Origin of the sequence: Paraglaciecola sp. (genome assembly GCF_030730205.1) — a bacterium.
GTDB lineage: Bacteria > Pseudomonadota > Gammaproteobacteria > Enterobacterales > Alteromonadaceae > Paraglaciecola.
Map to the genome: position 1 here is coordinate 18,964 of NZ_JANQVQ010000028.1, position 22,499 is coordinate 41,462.

Below are 22,499 nucleotides of genomic sequence, written 5' to 3' on the forward strand. Positions count from 1 at the left end.
TTTCTAATTAGTCAGAATTCTGCTATTTTCTCCTCAAATAGACGTCCAGATGTCTGAATTTATTTTCACTCAATCGTAATGCGGAAACCCTAATGAGCAAAGTGTCACTGCCAAAAGATAAAATTAAGATCTTATTACTTGAAGGTTTACATCAAAGTACCTTGGATACACTAAAGTCCAACGGTTATGAAAACATTGAGTATTTGAAAACCTCGCTACCTGAAGATGAGTTAATCGAAAAGATTAAGGATGTGCACTTTATTGGTATTCGTTCTCGTACACATTTGTCTGAAAAGGTGTTTGAGGCGGCTAACAAATTAGTGGCGGTGGGGTGTTTCTGTATCGGTACTAATCAAGTCGATCTTGAGGCTGCGCAAAAACGGGGTATTCCGGTATTTAATGCACCGTTCTCAAATACTCGCTCGGTGGCTGAGTTGGCTTTAGGCCAAATGATCCTGTTGTTGCGTGGTGTACCAGCGAAAAATGCAAAAGCACATAAAGGAATTTGGGATAAATCTGCGAATGGCTCTTTTGAAGCGCGGGGCAAAACCTTAGGTATTATTGGTTATGGTCATATCGGTACCCAATTAAGTATTTTGGCTGAGCATCTTGGTATGCGCGTGCAGTTTTTTGATATCGAAGATAAATTAGTATTAGGTAATTCAACTCAGGTAAAAACCTTAAAGCAGTTACTTAAAACATCTGATGTCATCAGTTTGCATGTACCCGAAACCGAACAAACGCAAAATATGATTGGCGCAAAAGAATTTGCCATGATGAAAGACGGCGCGATCATTATGAACGCTGCTCGTGGCACGGTCATCGATATTGACGCCTTAGTTGATGCCTTAAATGCAAACAAACTGTCTGGTGCGGCGATTGATGTATTTCCTGTTGAGCCTAAGTCAAATGACGACCTTTTTGAGTCGCCTTTAACCGCTTTTGATAATGTAATATTGACCCCGCACGTGGGCGGGAGTACTCAAGAAGCACAGCAAAATATCGGTATTGAAGTTGCGGGTAAGTTAGCGAAATACAGCGATAATGGCTCGACCTTATCAGCCGTCAACTTTCCAGAGGTGTCTTTACCATCGCACACCAACCGTTCTCGATTACTGCATATTCACCACAATACCCCTGGTGTGTTGACTAAAATCAACCAAGCGTTTGCAGAAAAGGGTATTAACATTGCTGCCCAATATCTACAAACCAAAGGCAATATTGGTTATGTGGTTATTGACGTTGAAACAGATGATGCTGCAGAAGCCTTTGAGCAATTGACTTTGATTGAAGGTACCTTAAAGACCCGAATTCTTCACTAGGTCATCAGTGACAAAAAAGCCCCCAGTAGAGTAAGCCCTACTTGGGGCTTTTTAATTTTTAGCTTTTATTCGTTTTGTAAGGGGAACTGGATACAGAAGTGCACCCCTTTCCCCAACGAGGATTTGCAGTCGATATTTCCTCTGAGCACTTTCATTACAATATTGTTGCAGATGTGCATGCCTAAGCCCGTACCGCCGGAATCTCGAGCCAAGGTAAAAAAGGGTTTGTAAATGTTCTCAATAGTAGCTTCACTCATTCCAATACCGTTGTCAGTGTAGTCGAGCTGAATTTTTGGCTCTTGTGAATCGGTTGTGAAGAGGCGTACTTTTATGTTGATGTGGCCTGTCATTCCTAACGGAAAGGCATGTTGGACTGAATTGAGAATTAAATTAATCAGCAACTGACTAATCGCGCCCGCATTACTGGTTATTTTTAAGTCTGTGGGAATATCTAAACAAAATTTATGAGGCCTTGACTTGAGGCGCGGTTTAAGCGACAGCAATACCTCACTGACATAATCACAAATATTGAATGAGCGAATATCTTGACTGTGTTGATCTAAAGATAACTGTTTAAAGGTTTTTATTAAGATATCAGCACGGCTTAAATTTCGTGCAATAATTTCAGACGCTTCAGCGGCATCATGAAAATAGTCAGTCAGTTCAGATTTTTTTAAATTGTCGTTGCTCAGTTTATGCTGCACGACTTTTTGCATATCACTTAGGTATGTTGAGGCGGTTAATGCAACACCAAGTGGGGTATTTACCTCATGGGTTAAACTCGACATCATGGTGCCGAGCGCCGCCATACTCTCTAATTCGATTAATTGGCTTTGCACTTCAGTACGCTGAGCTAGGGCTTTTTTTACCAAGGTATTTGATTCGTCTAACGCAATTTGCCGGGTTTCTAATTGTTCATGCAAATTAACGTGTTTACGAAGCTCCAGCGTCTTACTTTTAGCATGGGTAAGGAGGGCAGCAACCGTACGTGCACCTTGTTGTAATACGGCGAGTTTTTCACTGCTTGGCACCGTTTTTTTATTAAAGAACACACTGATTAAGGCAATCGTCATCCCTACAGAATTAACCACAGGAAGTGTACAACTTGCATGAATGTCGTGTTTTTCAGCGCTTTCTAACAGACCGAACCAGGCGGCAGATTGCGACAAGTCACCATCAATTAGTAAGGACTTTTTAAGAGTAAGCTCATCATCTTCAAGGTGGTTTTGTGCGTAATAGTCTTTGATACAGCTTTTAATAAAATCTGTATAAAGTCCCGATGTTGCGCCAATTGCTCGAAAACGTTGGTGTTGGCCGGTGTGTAGAATAACTTGGCAAAGACTGGCTTCAGTAATTTTTTCAAGACACAGGGCAATCTTCGTGATGCCCTGATCAAGTAAGCCACCATTGAGAATTTCTTCCATCGCTGACACACGTGCATGGTCTAAAAAACGTTGGCTGGCGGTGCTAATTTTAGTGTTTAAATTACTGCTAACTAATTGTAACGAGTGCATGTTTTCTTGTTATTGTTATACATGTTTTATTACGTTAACAGATTTGTTTCATATGTAAAGTTTGCAATATCTATAAGTCGCCATGAATCGCTTGTAGTGCAGCAATGGCGGCAATTGCTGCCGTTTCAGTGCGTAATACTCTTGGACCCATTTGAATAGTATGAAAGCCAGACTGTTCGGTTTGGTAAATTTCTTGATCAGAAAAACCACCTTCTGGACCAATGAGTAGTCTTACCCCAGAAACGGGCAGTCGAATATGGCGAAAAGTACTTTCAGCACGGGGATGTAGGGTTAAGCGTAGTTGCTCTGTAGATTGACTAATCCACTGATGAAAATCGATAGGCGTATGTAATGTAGGTAAGGTATTTCTGCCACATTGTTCGCAGGCCGAAATAATTAACTTTTGCCATTGTTCATGTTTTTTTAGCCATCTCTCGGCGCTAAGTTTTACCCCACATCGTTCAGTGATGAGAGGGCTGATTTCACTTACGCCTAATTCAACGGCTTTTTGGATGACCCAGTCCATCCGATCGCCACGAGAAATCCCCTGTCCTAAATGAAGTTTAAGGGGAGACTCAACAGACAAAGACAATTTGGTATCGATACACACTATGACTTTTCGTTTGGTGATATCGACAACGTGAGCACTGTATTCTGCCCCGTCACCATTAAATAGAATGAGAGGCTGACCGACTTTAGCCCTGAGTACATTGGCTAAGTGGTTAGTGGCGTCATCGCCAAGGGTAACGTGTTCGTCGACACTTAACAGGTCGGGATGAAAAATTCGTGAAATTCGCATTAAGAGGGATCTAAGCTGAAAAGAGCGTAAATGGTAACAATAAAAGGGGGAGGGGTTAAAGAAAATAATCCCGTTAAGGGTTCCAACTTAACGGGATTACAGATAAGACTAGTTGATTTCTATCACAGTGGTGGTGCGTAATTGAACATTAGCTTGCGACTTATTAGCTATGGCGTTAGCTCCTTTTCGCGCATGCTTGGTGTTTTTGCCCGTTTCTTTCGATAATGAAAAAGCCAACAGTATTACGATAGAAAAAACTAAAAAATATAGTAGCAACATTTTCAATTCCTTTAAAAATATTAAGCCTCCGATTTTACGGAAGCCGCAGTATAGCACCAACATTCTTGAGATCTCAAAAATGATTTTAATCAAGGTAAAACTGATTGGCGCGCCGTAATGTAACAGCGAAAGGATGATAAACGCAGATGATGACGAAATGATGAAAATAAGGGCTGCTTAAAACACAGCGCGCTAGTTTTTACATGCTCTTTGTTATGTTTTAGAATGCCCACGCTACACATAACACATCGGAAATAACATCCACAATCGGAGCACACAATGTTTGATTTTAATTCAGAAGATATATCCCGTTTAGTCGACACCTACGTTATCCCTTGGTCCATCAATATCGTGATGGCACTTATCATTTATATCGTTGGCCGTATTATCGTTAAGATTTTGGTTAACTTATTTGGCAAGGTATTAGCGCGTTCTAAGTACGACAATATGCTTGTCGACTTTGTTAAAGCCATATTGAATGCGATTTTAATGCTGTTTGTCATTGTTGCTTCACTCGATCGTTTAGGCGTTGATACCACGTCTTTGGTGGCTATTTTAGGTGCAGCTGGTTTAGCTATTGGTTTGTCGTTACAAGGCTCACTACAAAATTTTGCGGCGGGTGTGATGTTGTTGGTGTTCCGTCCTTTTAAAGCCGGTGATTTTGTTGAGGCTGGTGGTACAGCGGGTGTCGTAAAAAGCATCAGTATTTTTACTACCGTGATGACAACGGGCGATAATAAAGAAATCATCGTACCAAATGGGTCTATTTACGGTGGCAACATTGTTAACTATTCAGCTAAACCGACTCGTCGAGTTGATATGGTTGTTGGCATTGGTTACGACAGTGACTTAAGAAAAGCCAAAGAAATATTGAAGGAAATGGTTGCTGCTGATGAGCGTATTCTGAAAGATCCAGCGCCAACGGTTGCAGTATCTGAATTAGCTGATAGCAGTGTTAATTTTGTTGTGCGCCCTTGGGTTAATTCATCAGATTACTGGGCAGTTAAATTTGATTTCACCGAAGCGGTAAAATTAAGATTTGACGAAGAAGGCATTAGCATTCCTTATCCTCAAATGGATGTGCATTTACATAAAACCGAATCGTAAGATCAAAAAAAGCCAGATTCGTCGCCGAATCTGGCTTAATAAATCAATTAGTGTTTTATTTTTTCAACAAATCACGAATTTCTTCAAGTAATACTTCTTGCTTAGGTGGTGCAGCTGGAGCAGCCGGAGCAGCTTCTTCTTTCTTTTTCATCGAGTTCATCGCTTTAACACCCACAAAAACCGCAAATGCAATAATAACAAAGTCTATTACAGTTTGAACAAATTTACCCCAAGCGATTGCGACCGCGGGACTTTCTGCTGTGGCTTCTTTTAATACAAAAGCCAAATCAGTAAAGTTCACTCCACCAAGGGCTAGGCCAAGAGGCGGCATTAAAATATCACCAACGAAAGAAGCAACGATCTTACCAAAAGCGGCACCGATAATAATACCGACCGCCATGTCGACCACGTTGCCTTTCATTGCAAATTTCTTAAACTCTGACATAAAACTCATTTAAACATCCTTCTTATTCGTTTTAATGAATGTTTAAACGTTAAACATTCTGTCGCGAGTTTATCTGATGATCACGATGTGTACAATTTTTTTGCATTTTGTTACAAATTAAGCCAATTACCTCTTGCACTTAGGTTTATCAGAAGCGCTATTGAACATAGCCACCGCGGCAGGCAAGTGTTGCTCGATATTGCTAATCCGAGTAGCGGGTAAGGGGTGAGTAGATAACAACTCTGGTTGACGTTGATCACCACTGGCTTTTGCCATGTTTTGCCACAGTTTCACGGCTTCACCAGGCGCAAAACCAGATTGGGCCATGAGCTCTAAACCGATTAAGTCAGCCTCGCTTTCATGGGTACGGCTAAAGGGTAATTGCACACCTACTTGCACGCCTGCGCCGATTGCCGCCATGATTAAGTTGTTGTTGGCAATCTCATTGGCTTGCAACAAGGCATTGGTGGCTTCCATACCAATACCTATTAAGGTACTACTCGACATCCTTTCGTTACCGTGCTCGGCAATAACATGGCCTACTTCATGACCTATAACCGCTGCCAGCTGTTCTTGGTTTTCTGCAACCGCCAATAAGCCCGTGTAAACACCAATTTTTCCTCCTGGTAAGGCAAATGCGTTTACTTGTGGATCGTCAAATACCACCACTTCCCATTGGCCATTAAATACTGAGTTGGGCACATGTTTAGTAATCGCGTTAGCGACACAATTGACAAATTCGTTAGTCACTGCTTTGCTGGATACTTTTTGTTCGGCTTTCATTCCGTCAAAGGTTTGTTGTCCCATTCCGGCTAGTTGTTGATTTGAATAGAGTTTGAGCTGGTTTCTACCCATAGGAGATTTGGCACATGCGGTTAATAAAACTAAACAGCCAGCGTAAGTAACAAACCGAGAAAACTTCATCAAAATATTGACTCCAATTGAATAACTAAGTGTCTTGATATTACATTGATTCGGATAAGTCGTTAAGCTTATGTTCAGGCAAGTTTCATTATTTTGCTGCTTAGGATAGGTGAGTGTTAAAAAAACTAGGACGATATATGCAAAACAAATTGGCTTACGTAGGTGTTTTTCTCTTAGGGTCGCTATTGGTTGGTTGTGCTAATTCCACTGATGTGGATCGAAGAGCCCAGAACCAGTTTGTAACTGAATTTTATGCTTATGTGCAAGAGGTAAAAAAAGTTAGATTTAAATCCTATATCGGCGAAGGCATGGCCGTTGGTGCAATAGGTGGTGTAATTGAAGGCTCTGATGGCGACAAAGAAGATATGATTGCGGGCGGCATAGCTGGGGCTCTAGTAGGCGGTTTGTTTGCCGCGATTTTTGAAGGCAGCTCTAAAGGTTATGAATATCAGTTAAAAGCAGTAGATGGTGATGTGGTCACAGTGATTGTCGGTAAAAAATCCGGTGCAGTAGGGGAGTGCGTTAGTGTCAGAGTAGCGGGTGATGTAAGGTTAACCCAGCGCCCAATGGAGAGCTGCATTGAAGCGGCCAAAGAATACCCGTCACTATAAAAAACGCCTCATCAATGAGGCGTTGTTGTAATAAACTTTGACCTAATTGGCCCTAGCATAAAGTTTATAGACCGGCTTTTAGTAATTCTGCTTTGTCGGTTTTTTCCCAAGGGAACTCGTCACGGCCAAAGTGTCCATAGGCAGCCGTCGCTTGGTAGATGGGGCGTTCAAGGTCCAGCATTTTAATTAAACCATAGGGACGCAAGTCAAAATTAGCGCGCACCAACTCAATCAATTTGGCCTCAGATATTTTACCTGTACCGAAGGTTTCAATATTAATGGAGGTGGGTTCGGCAACACCAATCGCATAAGAAACCTGAATTTCACAACGGTCAGCAAGGCCAGCAGCTACGATATTTTTAGCCACATAACGTCCGGCATAAGCGGCAGAACGATCCACTTTTGAAGGGTCTTTACCTGAAAATGCACCGCCACCGTGTCTTGCCATACCACCGTAGGTATCAACAATAATTTTTCGACCCGTAAGACCACAATCACCCATTGGCCCACCAATAACAAAACGACCCGTTGGGTTAATAAAGTATTTGGTTTTTGCTGTTAACCATTTTGCTGGTAGCACAGGCTTGATGATTTCTTCCATGACCGCTTCACGTAAGTCAGCTGTACTGATTGAATCGCAATGTTGGGTTGAAAGGACAACCGCATCAATACCCACAGGCTGATTATTCTCGTAAACGAACGTCACTTGGCTTTTTGCATCGGGACGTAACCAGTTTAAAGTTCCGTTTTTTCTGACCTCTGCTTGGCGTTTTACTAAACGATGAGAATACGTGATGGGTGCGGGCATGAGCACGTCAGTTTCGTTACTGGCGTATCCGAACATCAATCCTTGGTCACCAGCGCCTTGTTCTTCTGGAGAAGTACGATCAACGCCCTGATTAATGTCAGGCGATTGTTTACCGATGGCGTTTAAAACGGCACACGAATCAGCATCAAAACCCATATCAGAATGCGTGTAGCCAATTTCTTTTACTGTTTTACGGGTGATTTCTTCGATATCAACCCAAGCAGAAGTAGTGACTTCGCCACCGACTAATACCATGCCGGTTTTGACAAAAGTCTCGCAGGCTACGCGGGCACGTGGGTCTTGCGTTAATATAGCGTCTAACACCGCGTCAGAAATTTGGTCAGCGATTTTATCCGGATGTCCTTCAGAAACAGACTCTGAGGTAAATAAATGTGTTGTCATAATGGGCCTTACTTTGTTCGATTTTGTTTTATCGACTTGATAGCTCGGTATTTTACCTAATGTTCAATAAATTACCAGTCTTTCCATCTAGACGTCCAAACGTCTTTTTTAATGCGAGGAAATTTAGAGAAATAAAGTCACGTCAAAACAACCTTTTGTTATATGAAAAGCATTGAAGTTGTTGGTAGGCTAATACAAAATGCCAAGCCAATCGGATCTATTCCTTTTTATTTACTTTATTAATTTGATTTCAAATTTACCGTCAGGAGACAACATGCCCCAACGTCAAGAACTTGCCAACGCCATTAGAGCGCTAAGCATGGATGCTGTGCAAAAAGCTAATTCTGGTCACCCGGGAGCCCCAATGGGGATGGCTGATATTGCACAAGTGTTATGGTGTGATTTTCTAAACCATAATCCGACTAACCCTAAGTGGGACAATCGTGATCGCTTTGTCATGTCTAACGGCCATGGTTCAATGTTGGTGTATTCACTGCTGCATTTATCTGGTTATGATTTACCGATGGAAGAGTTAAAAAACTTTCGTCAACTTCACTCTAAAACACCTGGTCACCCGGAATACGGTTACGCACCTGGCGTTGAAACGACAACGGGTCCACTAGGACAAGGCATCAGTAATGCGGTCGGTATGGCGATTGCTGAAAAAACCTTAGCAGCTCAGTTTAACCGCGAAGGCCATGACGTCATTGATCATTTCACTTATTGCTTCTTAGGCGATGGCTGTCTAATGGAAGGTATTTCTCACGAAGCCTGTTCATTGGCCGGTACTTTAGGCCTTGGCAAGTTAGTTGCTTTTTGGGATGACAACGGTATTTCTATCGATGGTCATGTAGAAGGTTGGTTTACTGATAACACACCAGCGCGTTTTGAAGCTTATGGCTGGCACGTGATTGCTGATGTTGATGGGCACGATCCTGCTGCTATTGCTAGTGCAATTGAAGCGGCAAAAGCGGTAAGCGATAAACCTACTTTGATTTGCTGTAAAACCATTATCGGTTTTGGCTCACCTAATAAATCAGGTAGCCATGATTGCCACGGTGCCCCTCTTGGTGATGCAGAAATAGCCGCTGCTCGTGAGTTTTTAAAGTGGCCACACGCCCCCTTTGAAATTCCTGCTGATGTGTATGCTGGCTGGGACGCAAAAAGCCAAGGCGCCGAAAAAGAAGCTGCTTGGAACAAACAATTTGCAGCCTATGAGCAAGCTTACCCTGAATTAGCCGCGCAATTGTCTCGTCGTTTAAGCGGGGAATTGCCTGCTGACTTTAGCGAAAAAGCCGATGCCTTTATTGCTGAATCTCAAGCCAAAGCCGAAAATATTGCCAGTCGTAAGGCCTCACAAAACTGTATCCAAGCCTTTGCTACCTTGTTACCAGAAGTGATTGGTGGTTCTGCTGATTTAGCCGGCTCTAACTTGACTCTGTGGAAAGAAGCGAAAGGTATTTCTGCTGACGATGCCAGTGGTAATTATTTGTTCTATGGTGTTCGCGAATTTGGTATGAGCGGAATCATGAACGGGATTGGCTTACATGGCGGTTTCAGAGCCTTTGGTGCGACTTTCCTTATGTTTATGGAATATGCACGTAACGCTGTGCGAATGTCAGCTTTAATGGGCATTCCCAACATATTTGTCTACACCCATGACTCAATTGGCCAAGGCGAGGATGGTCCTACGCATCAACCTATTGAGCAAGTTGCAAACTTACGTTTAACGCCCAATTTGAATACTTGGCGTCCTTGTGACGGTGCTGAAACTGCGGTTGCTTGGAAATCTGCTTTAGAGCGTACTTCTGGACCTTCTGCATTGGTATTCAGTCGCCAAGGTTTGACGGCGCAGTCTCGCACTGCTGCTCAGCTTGCTGATGTGGCAAAAGGTGGTTATGTACTGGTTGATTGTACTACACAACCTGACGTTATTTTGATTGCGACAGGTTCTGAAGTGGGTATTGCGGTTGAAGCTGCAGCCGCCTTAACGGAGTCAGGTGTTGCAGTGCGTGTGGTATCCATGCCAAGCACGAACTTGTTTGATCAACAAGATGCGGCTTATCGTGAGTCGGTATTACCCAAAGCGGTAACTAAACGGGTTGCCGTTGAAGCTTTACATGTCGATTTTTGGCATAAATACGTTGGATTTGATGGTGCAATAGTCGGTATGTCGACTTTTGGTGAATCAGCCCCAGGTGGTGCTTTGATGAAACATTTCGGGATTACCAGTGACGCGGTCGTTACGGCAGCCAAAGGCTTATTGAATTAGTCGTTAAATGGCTTTCAGTAAAGTTAATAAATCTATATCCTAAGGCGCTTTCAAGCGCCTTTGTTTTTTCTGTTTTTAGGCTCAGTAGTCAACGCAGTAAAATCAAGTTCAAGGGATATCATTTTGGTTGAATAAACCAATGAATTATTTACGAGTATTATGCTGAGAATTGCAATAAATGGTTTTGGCCGAATAGGACGCAATGTACTGAGGGCCATGTATGAGACAGGGCTAAATCAGCACATAAAAATAGTGGCTATTAATGAAATTGCCTCACCCCAAGGGATTGCTCACCTATTGAAGTATGACACGTCTCATGGACGTTTTAGGATCCCGGTGGATCTGCACGATGAAGCTTTGCGTGTGGGCAGTGATACTATTCAATTATTCCAACACCATAAGATTGAGCAACTCCCTTGGGCAAGGTTAGACATCGACCTTGTGCTTGAATGCACCGGAGTGTATGGCGATCGTGAAGCAGGGCTTGCTCATCTAAACCAAGGTGCTAAAAAAGTATTGTTTTCTCAGCCTTGTAGCGCAGACATGGACGCAACGGTGATCTTTGGCATCAACGAAGATCAACTCAAACCCACCGATCGCATTGTTTCTAATGGTTCATGCACCACAAATTGTATTGTGCCAGTAATACAAGTATTGGATGACGCCTTCGGCGTGCTCAGTGGTACGATCACTACAATTCATTCTTCCATGCATGATCAACAAGTTATTGATGCATATCATCCAGATTTACGCCGAACAAGAGCAGCAAGCCAGTCTATTATTCCGGTTGATACCAAGTTAGCAATTGGCATAGAACGTATTTTGCCCAAGTTCGCGGGTCGATTTGAAGCGATAGCTGTGCGCGTGCCCACCATCAATGTTACCGCGATGGATTTAAGCGTAACCTTGGACACCGAAGTGTGTATAGCGCAGGTTAACGCTGCCCTCAAAGCAGCAAGAAAAGGGCGCTTAGCGGGAATACTGGATTATACCGAAGAGCCCTTAGTATCAGTAGATTTTAACCACGACCCTCATTCGTGTATTGTGGATGGCAATCAAACACGGGTTAGCCACAAGCAATTGGTGAAAACCTTAGTGTGGTGTGACAATGAATGGGGTTTTGCCAATAGAATGCTAGATACAGCATTGGCCATGTTTGCCAGCGAATAAGCTGACACGTTTTCGATTTAATTTAAATATCAAGAAGGTACTGTATGTCTATTTTAAAAATGAGCGAACTTGAACTAGCGGGTAAAAGAGTCTTAATAAGAGAAGACCTTAACGTGCCGATTAAAGACGGAAAAGTGAGCTCTGATGCACGTCTACGCGCAGCTATCCCCACTATAAAACTTGCCGTGGAAGCAGGTGCCAAAGTCATGGTGATGTCGCATTTGGGCAGACCAAGCGAAGGTGTGTTTGAAGAAGAGTATTCATTACTTCCCGTTGTCAATTATTTACAAGACGCGCTTTCGTGCCCCGTGCGTTTAGAAAAAGACTATTTGCAAGGCCTTGAAGTGCAAGCCGGTGAAGTGGTTATTTTGGAAAACGTGCGCTTTAACAAAGGCGAGAAAAATGATGACGAAGTCTTAGCAAAACAATATGCTGCCTTATGTGATATTTACGTAATGGATGCATTTGGTACGGCCCACCGTGCGCAAGCGTCTACTCACGGTGTTGGCGTGTATGCACCTGTAGCCTGTGCTGGTCCATTATTGGCTGGCGAGTTAGAGGCTTTAGGGAAGGCGCTTGGTAACCCTGCACGTCCTATGGTGGCGGTAGTGGGTGGTTCTAAAGTATCAACCAAATTAACGGTGTTAGACGCTTTATCTAAAATTGCTGATCAGTTAATTGTCGGTGGTGGGATTTCAAACACCTTTATTGCGGCTCGTGGCCACAATGTGGGTAAGTCTTTGTATGAAAAAGACTTGATCCCAGAAGCACAAAAATTAATGGCGAATCTTGATATTCCTGAAGCGGTTGATGTGCGAGTTGGTAAAGAGTTTTCTGATACCGCACCGGCTGAAGTGAAGCTGGTAAATGAAGTGTTAGATGACGAAGAAATCATGGACTACGGTCCACAAACTGCAGCTCATGTTGCTGAAGTACTTAAAAGTGCTAAAACCATATTGTGGAACGGCCCATGTGGTGTATTCGAATTTGATAATTTTGCTAAAGGCACAGAAGTGGTCGCTCGGGCTATTGCCCAAAGTGACGCGTTTTCAATTGCCGGTGGCGGTGATACCTTAGCGGCCATAGATAAATGGGGCTTAGAAGATCAGATCTCTTATATCTCTACTGGTGGCGGCGCTTTCTTAGAATTTGTTGAAGGTAAGACTTTACCCGCAGTGGCTATGCTCGAAGCTCGAGCGGCAAAAAAATAATAAAAACTGGCTTAAGTCAGTAAGAAATTTATAAAAAGAAGGGCTTGAGTCCTCAACTACTAACCTATGTAACCTACGAGCCGTTCTACTATCGGCTTTAAATAAAAAGAAGGAGTGCACTACATGGCATCACCAGCACAATTGGACATGCTTGAAAAAATTAAGTCGCAAGTTGGATTTATTGCGGCATTGGATCAGAGCGGAGGGAGTACACCAAAGGCGTTGCGCTTATACGGTGTCATGGAATCTGACTACAATGGTGATGAAGAAATGTTCCGCAAGGTGCATGACATGAGGACCCGTATCGTAACGTCAAAAGCGTTTGATGGGAGCCGCGTGTTAGGGGCCATTTTGTTTGAAAATACCTTAGACCGAGAAATTGCTGGTAAACCATCAGCAGAATACTTGTGGCAAGATAAACACGTTGTGCCTTTTTTGAAGGTAGATAAAGGCTTACAAGATGAAGTAAATGGTACTCAGCTACTTAAGCCCATTAGTAACTTAGACGAGCTGTTAGCCAAAGCAAATAAGCAAAACGTCTTTGGTACAAAAATGCGTTCAGTGATTAAGTTAGCCAACGAAGCCGGTATTGAAGCAGTCGTTGCTCAGCAATTTGAGGTTGGAAAGCAAATTTTGGCTGCGGGCCTCGTGCCAATTTTAGAGCCTGAAATTGATATTCACAGCCCTGAAAAAGCAGCCGCTGAGGCAATGTTAAAGGCGGCCATATTGAAGCACCTAGATTCATTAAGTGCAGATACTCCAGTGATGTTTAAAGTGACTTTGCCAGAAACGGCTAACTTTTACGCAGAGCTTGTAAGTCATCCTAAAGTGTTGAAGCTGGTGGCTTTATCTGGTGGTTACGACCGTGAAGAAGCCAATCAGCGCCTAACAGAAAATAAAGGCATGATTGCCAGTTTTTCTCGTGCCTTAACTGAAGGTGTGAGTGCCCAGCAGTCTGATGCAGAATTTGATAGCGTACTAGACGCGACCATTGAAAGTATTTATCAGGCATCGCGCAGCTAGTTAGTTTGTTAGAAGCATGAACAAAGCCGGATCTCATTCGGCTTTTTTTATGTCCGCAGGCTGTTCAGTCTACTTCTACTTACTTGTTTTTTCAGTAGTTTCAGTTATTTTAAGCTTTTAAGATGAAATAATTACGCTATTATTGAGATGATAGTAATTTAACCCAAAGTGAAAGTAATTATCCCTTATGAATGTTGATTTGCCCTTACCACTTTATAAAAAGCTGACAGTAACGTTTCGGGTTGAGCCTGGTTGTTTGGGGCCTGATGGCATCGATCACATCGAAAAATTTTGTAAGTTTGCCAAGCAAGACGTTGCCACGCTGGATTCTGACTTTGTTCGTTGGGTTATCACACCGCGCTTTGATAAGTCATTACTTGAAACCGAATACAAAACTAACAATAAACGCTTGGATCACGATAAAGCGCAGAAGTATTTACGGGTATTTGGCAAGGAACTGGATGACTTTGAAGAGCATTTACAAGACAGGCTAGCGGAGCTAATTGACGAATTTCTGGGTCGTTAACTCCACTTTGCTTTGAATGCCTAATAGTGAAGCTTGAAGTCAATATCTTTTAGATATTCAAGTTCTCTTTCTAAATCAGCGCTAAAGACCGGTTTTTGGCTCAGCCAATCATCAGGCAGGTGTAGGGTAATTTTCTTGTCTAGTGCCGTTATTTTAATTTCAGGCAAGATGTCATCTTGACGTTTTATGTTCAATAACACCCCAATTCTGAGCAAGGTAATTAACTTCAGTACTTGGCTCTGTTGTAACAACGTAAATTCTACGATGTCTGCTTTACGGATTTTCTTGCGATGAAAACGCACCAAGGTGGCCAGAATACTTTGCTGCTCTTGGCCAAAACCGGGTAAATCAATATTTTGCAGAATGTAACTCGAATGGCGTTGAATACCACGAGTATTAATGTGTAAACCAACTTCGTGCAGTAGGGCAGACCAACCCAACAGACTTTTTAACTCAGGGTGATTAATATCCCAACCTTTGCGAACCTGTTGAAATAGATCCATGGTTGTATTTAAAACCCGCTTTGCTTGTTCGATATCTACGTCATATCGCACCGCTAAACTTTCAGCACTGCGCTGGCGAATATCCTTTTGCGCTAACTGGTCGCCCATTTCATATAAAACACCTTCACGCAGCGCCGCAGATGAAAACTCCATTTCAGTAATGTGTAAGCTCTTAAATACGGCAATTAGAATGGACAATCCCGCTGCAAAAACCGGGCGACGGTCATCACTCAAACCTTCTAATTTTAAATCTTTACTGTTACCCGCCGCACAGCATAGGTCCATCAGTACGTTTAAGTCACTCAACGACACGCAGTTTTCACGATTGGTGGAGTCTAGTTGAGAGGCCAGCTCAATGATGCTTTTAATGGTGCCAGAGGTGCCTATACAGGCTTTCCAACCGATCTGATTAAACTTCTTGTCGATGAGTTCTAATTCTTGCTGGGCGCTAGTAATGGCTTTGGTAAAAAACTTAGCTTTGATTTCGCCCTGTTTGAAAAATTTATTGGTGTAACTCACGCAGCCCATTTGCAAACTACGTAAAATTTTGGTCTCAAATCCTTCACCAATAATAAATTCGGTAGACCCACCACCAATATCCACGATAAGGCGTTGGCCTGTTTGATGATTGGTGTGTGCCACACCTTGGTAGATCAAACGGGCTTCTTCAGCCCCTGAAATCACTTCAATGGGGAAGGGAAAGACTTTTTTGGCTGCCTGCAGAAATTCTTTTGCGTTACTCGCTCTTCTTAGGGTATGAGTGGCGACGACTCTTACCGACTCAGGTGCAAAATCTTGCAGACTTTCTGCAATAGTGGCAAGCGTATCGAGGCCACGTTGTTGGGCTTCTTCTGACAATGCGCCGTCAACACCCAGCCCATCAGCAAGGCGCACTTTTTGTTTGACCCGATGCAATATTTGCACTGAGCCTGCGACAATGCGCGCTACTACTAAGTGAAAACTATTGGAACCAAGATCCAGCGCAGCCACTTTTAGGGACTCTCTTACTTCAACGGTGTCAAAGGCGTTATTCAGATTTAGCATTTTGTTTTGTTTCCAACCCTTTTAGGTAGTCATAAATTGCAACTTGCGAACGAGTTTGTTTGCGATTGCCGCGTTTAACATATTTATTTGTTTGCTCGGCATCAATGACTCTGGCCTTAACCGTATCATGCCATTGGATATTTAAAATGTTTAGTATGCGATTTTTAATATCAGGGTCAAAAATCGGGCAACCTACTTCAATTCGATTGTCCATATTGCGGGTCATCCAGTCAGCTGACGAAATAAAAACTTTTCTGTCGCCTCCATTTTCAAATACGAGGACCCGAGGGTGCTCTAAAAAGCGGTCAACGATACTAATGATACTGATATTTTCGCTTAAGCCTTTTACCCCTGGGATCAATGAGCAGATCCCGCGAATGATAGCCTTTACTTTCACACCTGCTTGACTTGCCTTATACAAATCGTCAATCAGCAATTCATCGTCTAAGTTATTTAATTTGAGAAAAATTTCGGCTTTTTGGCCTTCTTTACAATTTTGTATTTCTTGGCGAACCAGCAACTGAATTTTAGTCCGCGCATTAATAGGTGATACTTGTAAATGCTGAAACTTCACGCGCCTGTAGGGCTGTTGAATAAAGGTGAAGAGGTTTTCAGCTTCCTCTGTTATTTCAGGATTACGCGTAAATAGGCTAAAGTCTGTGTATATTTTGGCGGTTTTTTCGTTAAAGTTGCCAGTGCCTAAATGCGCGTAATTGACTAATTTGCCATTTTCTTCGCGGCTTACCACACACACCTTACTGTGAATTTTTAATGCTGGCATACCAAATACGACTTTAACACCCGCATCGGTCATGGTTTTTGACCATTCTATATTGGCTTGTTCATCAAATCTTGCTCGTAGCTCAACCACGACGGTGACTTTTTTACCGTTATCCACCGCGTCAATTAACGAACCCATGACCCGTGACTTACTGGCAACACGGTAAATGTTCAGCCGAATATGTTTGACTTGCGGGTCAAAGGCCGCTTGGCGCACAAATTCTGTGAAGTGTAGAAACCGATGATAGGGGTAATACAACAAAATATCTTTGGCGGTGATGGCTTCAAATACCGTGTCGTATTTTGCAAAGTCAGTCGCTGTCATCGCCGGTAGTATAGGGTTTTCGAGATATTCACGGCCGATATTAGGAAAACCGATAAAGTCTTTAAAGTTACGATAGGCACCGCTGGCGATCAAGCTGTCAAACGACGATATCTTTAAACGTTTTTGCAAATCTTTCAGCATGTCTTCAGGCATTCGACCATCGTAAACCACGCGCACAGGCTCAGCGATTAAACGTTGTTTCATACTGTCAGACATCTTATCTACGTAACTTTCGTCAATTTCATCATTGATCGAATATTCTGAATCTCGGGTCATCTTAAATGAATAAGCGCTTAATTTATCAAATTTGATAAAGCCCTTAAAAATGCTCTCAAGGTTTTGCCGAATAATATTGTCGAGCAAAATAATGTATTTTTTCTTACGGCTTTTTTCAGGGGGTATTACCACAAAGCGGGACATAACCTGAGTGGGAACTTCTATAGTGGCATAACTAGTGGGCTTGCCTTCGTTATAAATACCAATATATAAATAGGTGGCTGAATCATTTAATCGAGACACTAATTTTACTTTGTTATCCAGCAGAATAGGCGCGATATGCCGTAGAATTTTATTTTTGAAATAGTCTCGCAACCACTGCGTATGAAAGGGGTTTAAATCTTTCTCATCGAGTAAATAAATACGATAGCGGGCTAAACGGGCAACAACGTCTTCGTATACTCGATCAAAATCTTTGGTCATCACGAGTACCCGTTGTTGAATTTTTTCCATCAACAATTTGGTGTCGTCGGCTTTTTGTGTATCGCCTTCGTTTAAATGAATGTAAATCTTACGTTTCACATCAGCAACGCGGACCCGATAAAACTCATCCATGTTACTTGAATAAATACCTAAGAAGCGTATTCGCTCAATGATGGGATTTTTTTTATCAGCCGCTTCTTGTAATACGCGTTGATTAAATGCTAACCAGCTTAGTTCTCTTGGATAGTAGGTAGTGGTTTGTAATGGCATGGTTCTATTCAATTTATCCGTCATAAGACAAAACGTCGATCCTCAGGTGAGAATGTGACGTTTTGATGACAGCACAGCTAATAATTAAACTAAGTCCACGTCTATCATTAAGTCGTTGGCTATATTTTCAAGTGCGTCACGTAAATTAGACAAGTCAACCTCTGGTGCAATCTCGACAATGGCTTTTGCATTGAAAAGCGGGCTACCTGAGTTGGGGGCGCTGGTGCAACTCGAATCAAACTTAACAATATTCAAGTTAAACTGATTTAGGACTCGCGTTAGCTCTTGCACTATACCTGCTTTGTCATTTCCCATGATAGTAATTTCAACGGTTTGTTGGTTCTTTAATTGGCTTGTTTGAGCCGAGACTAAATGGATACGCAGATCAGGGTGTTGGCTAAATAATTCAATCAGTTCGGCGTGTTTGTCTTCTGGCAAATCAATGTGCACAAAACCGGCAAAATGCCCGGCCATATGTGAAAAATTACTGCCTAGCCAATTTCCATTTCTTTGGTAGACGGCTTTAGATAGGTTGCTGATTAAACCCGGTTTATCGGGGCCAACTAAGGTAAAAATCAATGGTTTCATCTTATATCCTATTAATTTGATTAGTTTATCAATGACATAAAAGCATAACTTAATCTTGCTACTATGGGATGTAATTTAATTTGTTGTTTATTAAGAAGGTCTACCAACCCTCTATACTGATGAGTTTCTATCTTAGCAAGCCACGGAAACGCAGTGAATTATTATGACGAGAGTTTTAAATTTAGAAAAATTTGTTCACTGTAACAAAAGTGTCTTATTTCTGTAATAGAATGCGCGTCCAAGGGTGTGGTGCGTGTTTATTCGTTTTAAGCATCAACTTAACTAAAGAGAAAAGTAAATTATGCCAATGAATTCTTTCTTAGGGGTGTTTGCAAAATCACCATTAAAGCCATTAGAAGATCATATCAACCTTGTGCATCAATGCAGCCAGGGCTTATTGCCTTTTTTTGAAGCGGTTTACGCAGAAGATTGGAAAGCAGCGCAAGAGCAACAAGCTGCCATTTCAAAACTAGAAAAGCAAGCTGACACCATAAAGCGTGAATTACGGATAAATTTACCTAGCGGTATTTTTATGCCTATTCAACGCCAAGACGTATTGGATTTGCTTACTCAGCAAGACAAAATAGCCAACAAAGCGAAAGATATTTCTGGACGAATTTTAGGCCGCCAGTTAACAGTGCCTGAACAGTTACAAAGCCAGTTTCTTGAATATTTGCAACGTTGCTTAGACGCCACTGACCAAGCGAAACAAGTGATAAACGAACTTGATGAATTACTTGAAACAGGTTTTAGAGGCCGTGAAGTAAAACTAGTTGAAGACATGATTGAGCGTCTTGACAGCATCGAAGATGACACAGACAGATTACAAATAGGGCTGCGCAGAAGCTTGTTATCCATTGAGAAAAATCTTAATCCTGTGGATGTCATGTTCTTGTACAGTATTATTGAATGGGTCGGCGAATTGGCCGATATTTCTGAACGAGTTGGTTCTAGGCTCGAATTAATGTTAGCCAATTAAGAGACGCATTTCATGGATATTTTAAATACATACGGTTTTATGTTGATCGTAGCTGCGGCTGCGGTTGGATTCTTAATGGCTTGGGGTATTGGTGCTAACGATGTTGCTAATGCTATGGGAACCTCGGTAGGTTCAAAAGCCTTAACAATCAAACAAGCAATCTTCATTGCCATGATTTTTGAGTTTGCCGGCGCCTATTTGGCGGGTGGCGAAGTGACTTCAACCATCCGTAAAGGGATTATTGACTCTGCATTCTTTGTCAATACTCCTGAATTGCTTGTATACGGTATGATCGCCTCGCTATTGGCGGCGGGTATTTGGTTAGCCTTCGCTTCTTACTTAGGCTGGCCAGTGTCAACTACCCACTCTATTGTTGGTGCAATCGTTGGTTTTGCGGCGATTGGTGTGAGTTCTGATGCCGTTGAGTGGGCAAAAGTAACGGGTATTGTAGGAAGTTGGATCGTCACTCCTGCTATTTCTGGCTTTATTGCTTACTTAATTTTCCAAAGTGCGCAAAAGCTGATATTTGATACTGAAAAACCTTTTGATAATGCCAAACGTTATGTGCCTTTTTACATGGCAGCGGCTGGTTTTATTATGTCTTTAGTGACCATCAAAAAAGGTTTAAGCCATGTTGGTTTGCACATTGAAAGCAGCACTGGCTACCTAATTTCAATTGCGATTGGTCTTGTGGTTGCCATTATTGGTAAGGTTATTATTAACCGACTCAAGTTTGACCCGCAAGCAGGTCGCGCTGCTCACTTTGCCAACGTAGAAAAAGTCTTTGCGGTACTGATGATTGTTACTGCTTGTTGTATGGCGTTTGCCCATGGTTCAAACGATGTGGCGAATGCAATTGGGCCATTGGCTGCTGTAGTCAGTATTGTCAACAGTGGTGGTGAAATCGGTTCTAAATCAGCCTTAGTATGGTGGATATTACCCCTAGGTGGTATTGGTATTGTTGCAGGTTTAGCACTTTTTGGTCATCGAGTTATCAAAACGATTGGTAATGGGATTACCCATTTAACCCCAAGCCGCGGTTTTGCTGCAGAACTTGCTGCTGCAAGTACGGTGGTTATCGCATCAGGTACCGGTTTGCCTATCTCTACCACGCAAACCTTAGTTGGTGCAGTACTGGGTGTAGGTATGGCAAGAGGTATTGCGGCACTTAATTTAGGTGTAGTAAGAAATATCGTTATTTCATGGGTGGTAACACTTCCTGCAGGTGCTGGTTTATCAATTATGTTCTTCTACATGATTAAAGGTATCTTTGCCGCCTAAAACGCGCTTTTTAATCAGTCAAAGTTAGGCTGAATTGCTATAAAACTAGGCCAGAACGTTACAACGTTTCTGGCCTTTTTTAGTGACAAAAAACGGCATCCTTTCGCTGTCATTTATCCTTATAAAGTAAGTCACAAAAAATTCATTAAAGCTTCATAAAATTGTCATTTAAGTCATTTTGGTCTATATTGCGCGCAATTTAAATCCTGCCAAAAACTGGAATGAGACGTGTCTAAAAAAAACATAGTGTTTACTTCATTTTTCTCCGCTTGTTTAAGCTTATCTTTGCCATTGACGGCGCTTGCACAAGAAAAAGAAGGACAAAATGACACGGCTTTATTGGAACGCCTTAACCAATTAGAACAAGAAATTAGTGCCATAAAAGACAAGCTAAATGCGGTTGCAACAGACAAGGTAGAAATAGACAAAAAACTAAGCACTAAAAATGATACGTCGGTGAAATGGAAGGGCGCACCTGAAGTAAAAAGTCAGGGCGGGTGGAGTATTAAGCCACGAGGCAGAATGTTGTATGACTTTTCTAACCTCTCTTCTGTGCCATCGAGCATTGATATCCCCGGAGAAGGATTTTCTAATGAGGCTCGACGGGTACGACTTGGTATTCAGGGCTCTATGCCAGGCGGTTTCGCTTATAAATTGGAAGCTGACTTTCTGGATGGCACGACGTTAACTGATGCTTACCTTGATTACAAAAGCGATGGATTAAAAATCATTATTGGCCAGCATAATAATTTTCAAGGTTTAGAAGAATTATCCAGCAGTAATGATACAAGCTTTATTGAACGAGCAGCCTTTACTGATGCCTTTGGTTTTGAACGTAAGGTTGGTATTTCAGCATCATATAAAGTCGCTGATATTAATCTAGAAGGTGGGGTATTTACCGATAACATCGATAATTTGAACGACGGCAATAACTCACACAGTGTTGATGTAAGAGCCTATCTGGCCCCGAAAATAGAGGGTAAGCAATGGCATGTTGGTGCATCAGTGCACTGGCGAAATCTCGCAGAAAGCACTGACACAGTCAGATATCGTGCGCGCCCTATGGTGCACACGGTTGATACTCGATTTATTAATACCAACAATATTGCCGGTGCCGACACTGAAACAGGTTTGGGCCTAGAGTTTGGCCTGATTGCTGATCGTTTTCATGCCATGGCTGAAATGTATTCATTAATGCTCGATAGAAACGGTTTTGAAGATGCATCTTTCTTTGGTGGTGCGATTGAGGCGGGTTATTTTTTAACAAATGATGCTCGCCAATATCAAGGTGGCATATTCAAGGGGGTGAAAGTCAGTGAACCCTTGGGTGCCGGTGGTATGGGCGCGTGGCAAATTAATGTCAGGTTTGACCGTCTAGACTTGGTCGACGCCGATATTGTTGGCGGTACTCAAAATGCGTATATGACCTCACTTATTTGGACACCGGTTAATAACGTTAGATTTTTAGTGAATTACGGACATATTAAGTACAGCGATGCCTTGGGTATTGTTGAGGGCGCGCCGCAAGATTTTTCGGTCAATGTGGTGGGGGCGCGCACTCAGGTCAGTTTTTAACGAACGATCATGTAATGGCAAATTGGCTCACCGAGTGGCTCA

20 protein-coding genes are annotated in these 22,499 nt (G+C 42.3%); 11 read left to right on the plus strand and 9 right to left on the minus strand.

The window, feature by feature from the left end; genetic code table 11:
- The first annotated feature begins 92 nt into the window (after positions 1 to 92).
- A complete protein-coding gene (serA, locus tag NWQ57_RS02430) occupies positions 93 to 1,322 on the plus strand; it encodes a phosphoglycerate dehydrogenase (protein ID WP_306020403.1) in 1,230 nt (409 codons plus the stop codon).
- Between the two features lie 65 nt (positions 1,323 to 1,387).
- On the opposite strand, the gene NWQ57_RS02435 is transcribed toward serA, so the two are convergent.
- The 3 genes from NWQ57_RS02435 to NWQ57_RS02445 all read right to left on the minus strand — a co-directional run bounded on the left by NWQ57_RS02435 (position 1,388) and on the right by NWQ57_RS02445 (position 3,914).
- Positions 1,388 to 2,836, minus strand: a complete 1,449-nt coding sequence (locus tag NWQ57_RS02435; RefSeq protein ID WP_306020404.1) for a sensor histidine kinase — start codon at positions 2,834 to 2,836, stop codon at positions 1,388 to 1,390.
- Positions 2,837 to 2,906: 70 nt separating this feature from the next.
- Positions 2,907 to 3,635, minus strand: a complete 729-nt coding sequence (locus NWQ57_RS02440; protein WP_306020405.1) for a 16S rRNA (uracil(1498)-N(3))-methyltransferase — start codon at positions 3,633 to 3,635, stop codon at positions 2,907 to 2,909.
- A gap of 108 nt (positions 3,636 to 3,743) precedes the next feature.
- The gene (locus tag NWQ57_RS02445) at positions 3,744 to 3,914 is read right to left on the minus strand and encodes a hypothetical protein (RefSeq protein WP_306020407.1); all 171 of its coding nucleotides are present in this window, start codon (positions 3,912 to 3,914) and stop codon (positions 3,744 to 3,746) included.
- Between the two features lie 279 nt (positions 3,915 to 4,193).
- Here NWQ57_RS02445 and NWQ57_RS02450 point away from each other — a divergent pair, with 279 nt between their 5' ends.
- Positions 4,194 to 5,021 carry a mechanosensitive ion channel family protein gene (locus tag NWQ57_RS02450; protein ID WP_306020408.1) on the plus strand — a complete coding sequence of 276 codons (828 nt, stop codon included), beginning with the start codon at positions 4,194 to 4,196 and terminating at the stop codon, positions 5,019 to 5,021.
- 55 nt (positions 5,022 to 5,076) lie between these two features.
- On the opposite strand, the gene mscL is transcribed toward NWQ57_RS02450, so the two are convergent.
- Positions 5,077 to 5,475: a large-conductance mechanosensitive channel protein MscL gene (gene mscL / locus NWQ57_RS02455; protein ID WP_306020409.1), complete on the minus strand. Its 399-nt coding sequence runs from the start codon at positions 5,473 to 5,475 to the stop codon at positions 5,077 to 5,079.
- Positions 5,476 to 5,592: 117 nt separating this feature from the next.
- Complete coding sequence (locus NWQ57_RS02460) at positions 5,593 to 6,390, minus strand: M48 family metallopeptidase (RefSeq protein WP_306020451.1); 798 nt, start codon at positions 6,388 to 6,390, stop codon at positions 5,593 to 5,595.
- Positions 6,391 to 6,527: 137 nt separating this feature from the next.
- Between NWQ57_RS02460 and NWQ57_RS02465 the strand changes: the two genes are divergently transcribed.
- The gene (locus NWQ57_RS02465) at positions 6,528 to 7,001 is read left to right on the plus strand and encodes a hypothetical protein (RefSeq protein WP_306020410.1); all 474 of its coding nucleotides are present in this window, start codon (positions 6,528 to 6,530) and stop codon (positions 6,999 to 7,001) included.
- A 64-nt stretch (positions 7,002 to 7,065) separates the two neighbouring features.
- Here the strand turns inward: NWQ57_RS02465 and metK are convergent, their stop codons facing one another.
- Positions 7,066 to 8,211: a methionine adenosyltransferase gene (gene metK, locus NWQ57_RS02470; RefSeq protein WP_306020411.1), complete on the minus strand. Its 1,146-nt coding sequence runs from the start codon at positions 8,209 to 8,211 to the stop codon at positions 7,066 to 7,068.
- Positions 8,212 to 8,485: 274 nt separating this feature from the next.
- On the opposite strand from metK, the gene tkt reads away from it, so the two are divergent.
- The 5 genes from tkt to NWQ57_RS02495 all read left to right on the plus strand — a co-directional run bounded on the left by tkt (position 8,486) and on the right by NWQ57_RS02495 (position 14,413).
- A complete protein-coding gene (gene tkt, locus NWQ57_RS02475) occupies positions 8,486 to 10,483 on the plus strand; it encodes a transketolase (RefSeq protein WP_306020412.1) in 1,998 nt (665 codons plus the stop codon).
- A 159-nt stretch (positions 10,484 to 10,642) separates the two neighbouring features.
- The gene (gene epd / locus NWQ57_RS02480; RefSeq protein ID WP_306020413.1) at positions 10,643 to 11,653 is read left to right on the plus strand and encodes an erythrose-4-phosphate dehydrogenase; all 1,011 of its coding nucleotides are present in this window, start codon (positions 10,643 to 10,645) and stop codon (positions 11,651 to 11,653) included.
- A gap of 44 nt (positions 11,654 to 11,697) precedes the next feature.
- Positions 11,698 to 12,864, plus strand: coding sequence for a phosphoglycerate kinase (locus tag NWQ57_RS02485; RefSeq protein WP_306020414.1), 1,167 nt, complete (start codon positions 11,698 to 11,700; stop codon positions 12,862 to 12,864).
- Positions 12,865 to 12,987: 123 nt separating this feature from the next.
- A complete protein-coding gene (locus tag NWQ57_RS02490) occupies positions 12,988 to 13,887 on the plus strand; it encodes a fructose bisphosphate aldolase (protein ID WP_306020416.1) in 900 nt (299 codons plus the stop codon).
- 187 nt (positions 13,888 to 14,074) lie between these two features.
- Positions 14,075 to 14,413 (plus strand): hypothetical protein, encoded by a 339-nt coding sequence (locus tag NWQ57_RS02495; protein WP_306020417.1) that lies wholly within the window; start codon positions 14,075 to 14,077, stop codon positions 14,411 to 14,413.
- Positions 14,414 to 14,433: 20 nt separating this feature from the next.
- On the opposite strand, the gene ppx is transcribed toward NWQ57_RS02495, so the two are convergent.
- From ppx to NWQ57_RS02510, 3 genes are read right to left on the minus strand one after another with little or no spacing between them, the layout of a single operon-like run.
- The gene (ppx, locus tag NWQ57_RS02500; RefSeq protein ID WP_306020418.1) at positions 14,434 to 15,960 is read right to left on the minus strand and encodes an exopolyphosphatase; all 1,527 of its coding nucleotides are present in this window, start codon (positions 15,958 to 15,960) and stop codon (positions 14,434 to 14,436) included.
- Positions 15,944 to 18,058: a polyphosphate kinase 1 gene (gene ppk1 / locus NWQ57_RS02505; RefSeq protein ID WP_306020420.1), complete on the minus strand. Its 2,115-nt coding sequence runs from the start codon at positions 18,056 to 18,058 to the stop codon at positions 15,944 to 15,946. The genes ppx and ppk1 overlap by 17 nt, the downstream gene beginning before the upstream one ends.
- Before the next feature lie 60 nt (positions 18,059 to 18,118).
- On the minus strand, positions 18,119 to 18,622 hold the full coding sequence (locus NWQ57_RS02510) for a glycine cleavage system protein R (RefSeq protein ID WP_306020421.1): 504 nt from the start codon (positions 18,620 to 18,622) through the stop codon (positions 18,119 to 18,121).
- Between the two features lie 301 nt (positions 18,623 to 18,923).
- On the opposite strand from NWQ57_RS02510, the gene NWQ57_RS02515 reads away from it, so the two are divergent.
- The 3 genes from NWQ57_RS02515 to NWQ57_RS02525 all read left to right on the plus strand — a co-directional run bounded on the left by NWQ57_RS02515 (position 18,924) and on the right by NWQ57_RS02525 (position 22,457).
- Complete coding sequence (locus NWQ57_RS02515; RefSeq protein ID WP_306020422.1) at positions 18,924 to 19,601, plus strand: TIGR00153 family protein; 678 nt, start codon at positions 18,924 to 18,926, stop codon at positions 19,599 to 19,601.
- 12 nt (positions 19,602 to 19,613) lie between these two features.
- A complete protein-coding gene (locus NWQ57_RS02520) occupies positions 19,614 to 20,882 on the plus strand; it encodes an inorganic phosphate transporter (protein WP_306020424.1) in 1,269 nt (422 codons plus the stop codon).
- Positions 20,883 to 21,110: 228 nt separating this feature from the next.
- On the plus strand, positions 21,111 to 22,457 hold the full coding sequence (locus tag NWQ57_RS02525; protein ID WP_306020425.1) for an OprO/OprP family phosphate-selective porin: 1,347 nt from the start codon (positions 21,111 to 21,113) through the stop codon (positions 22,455 to 22,457).
- Positions 22,458 to 22,499 lie beyond the last annotated feature (42 nt).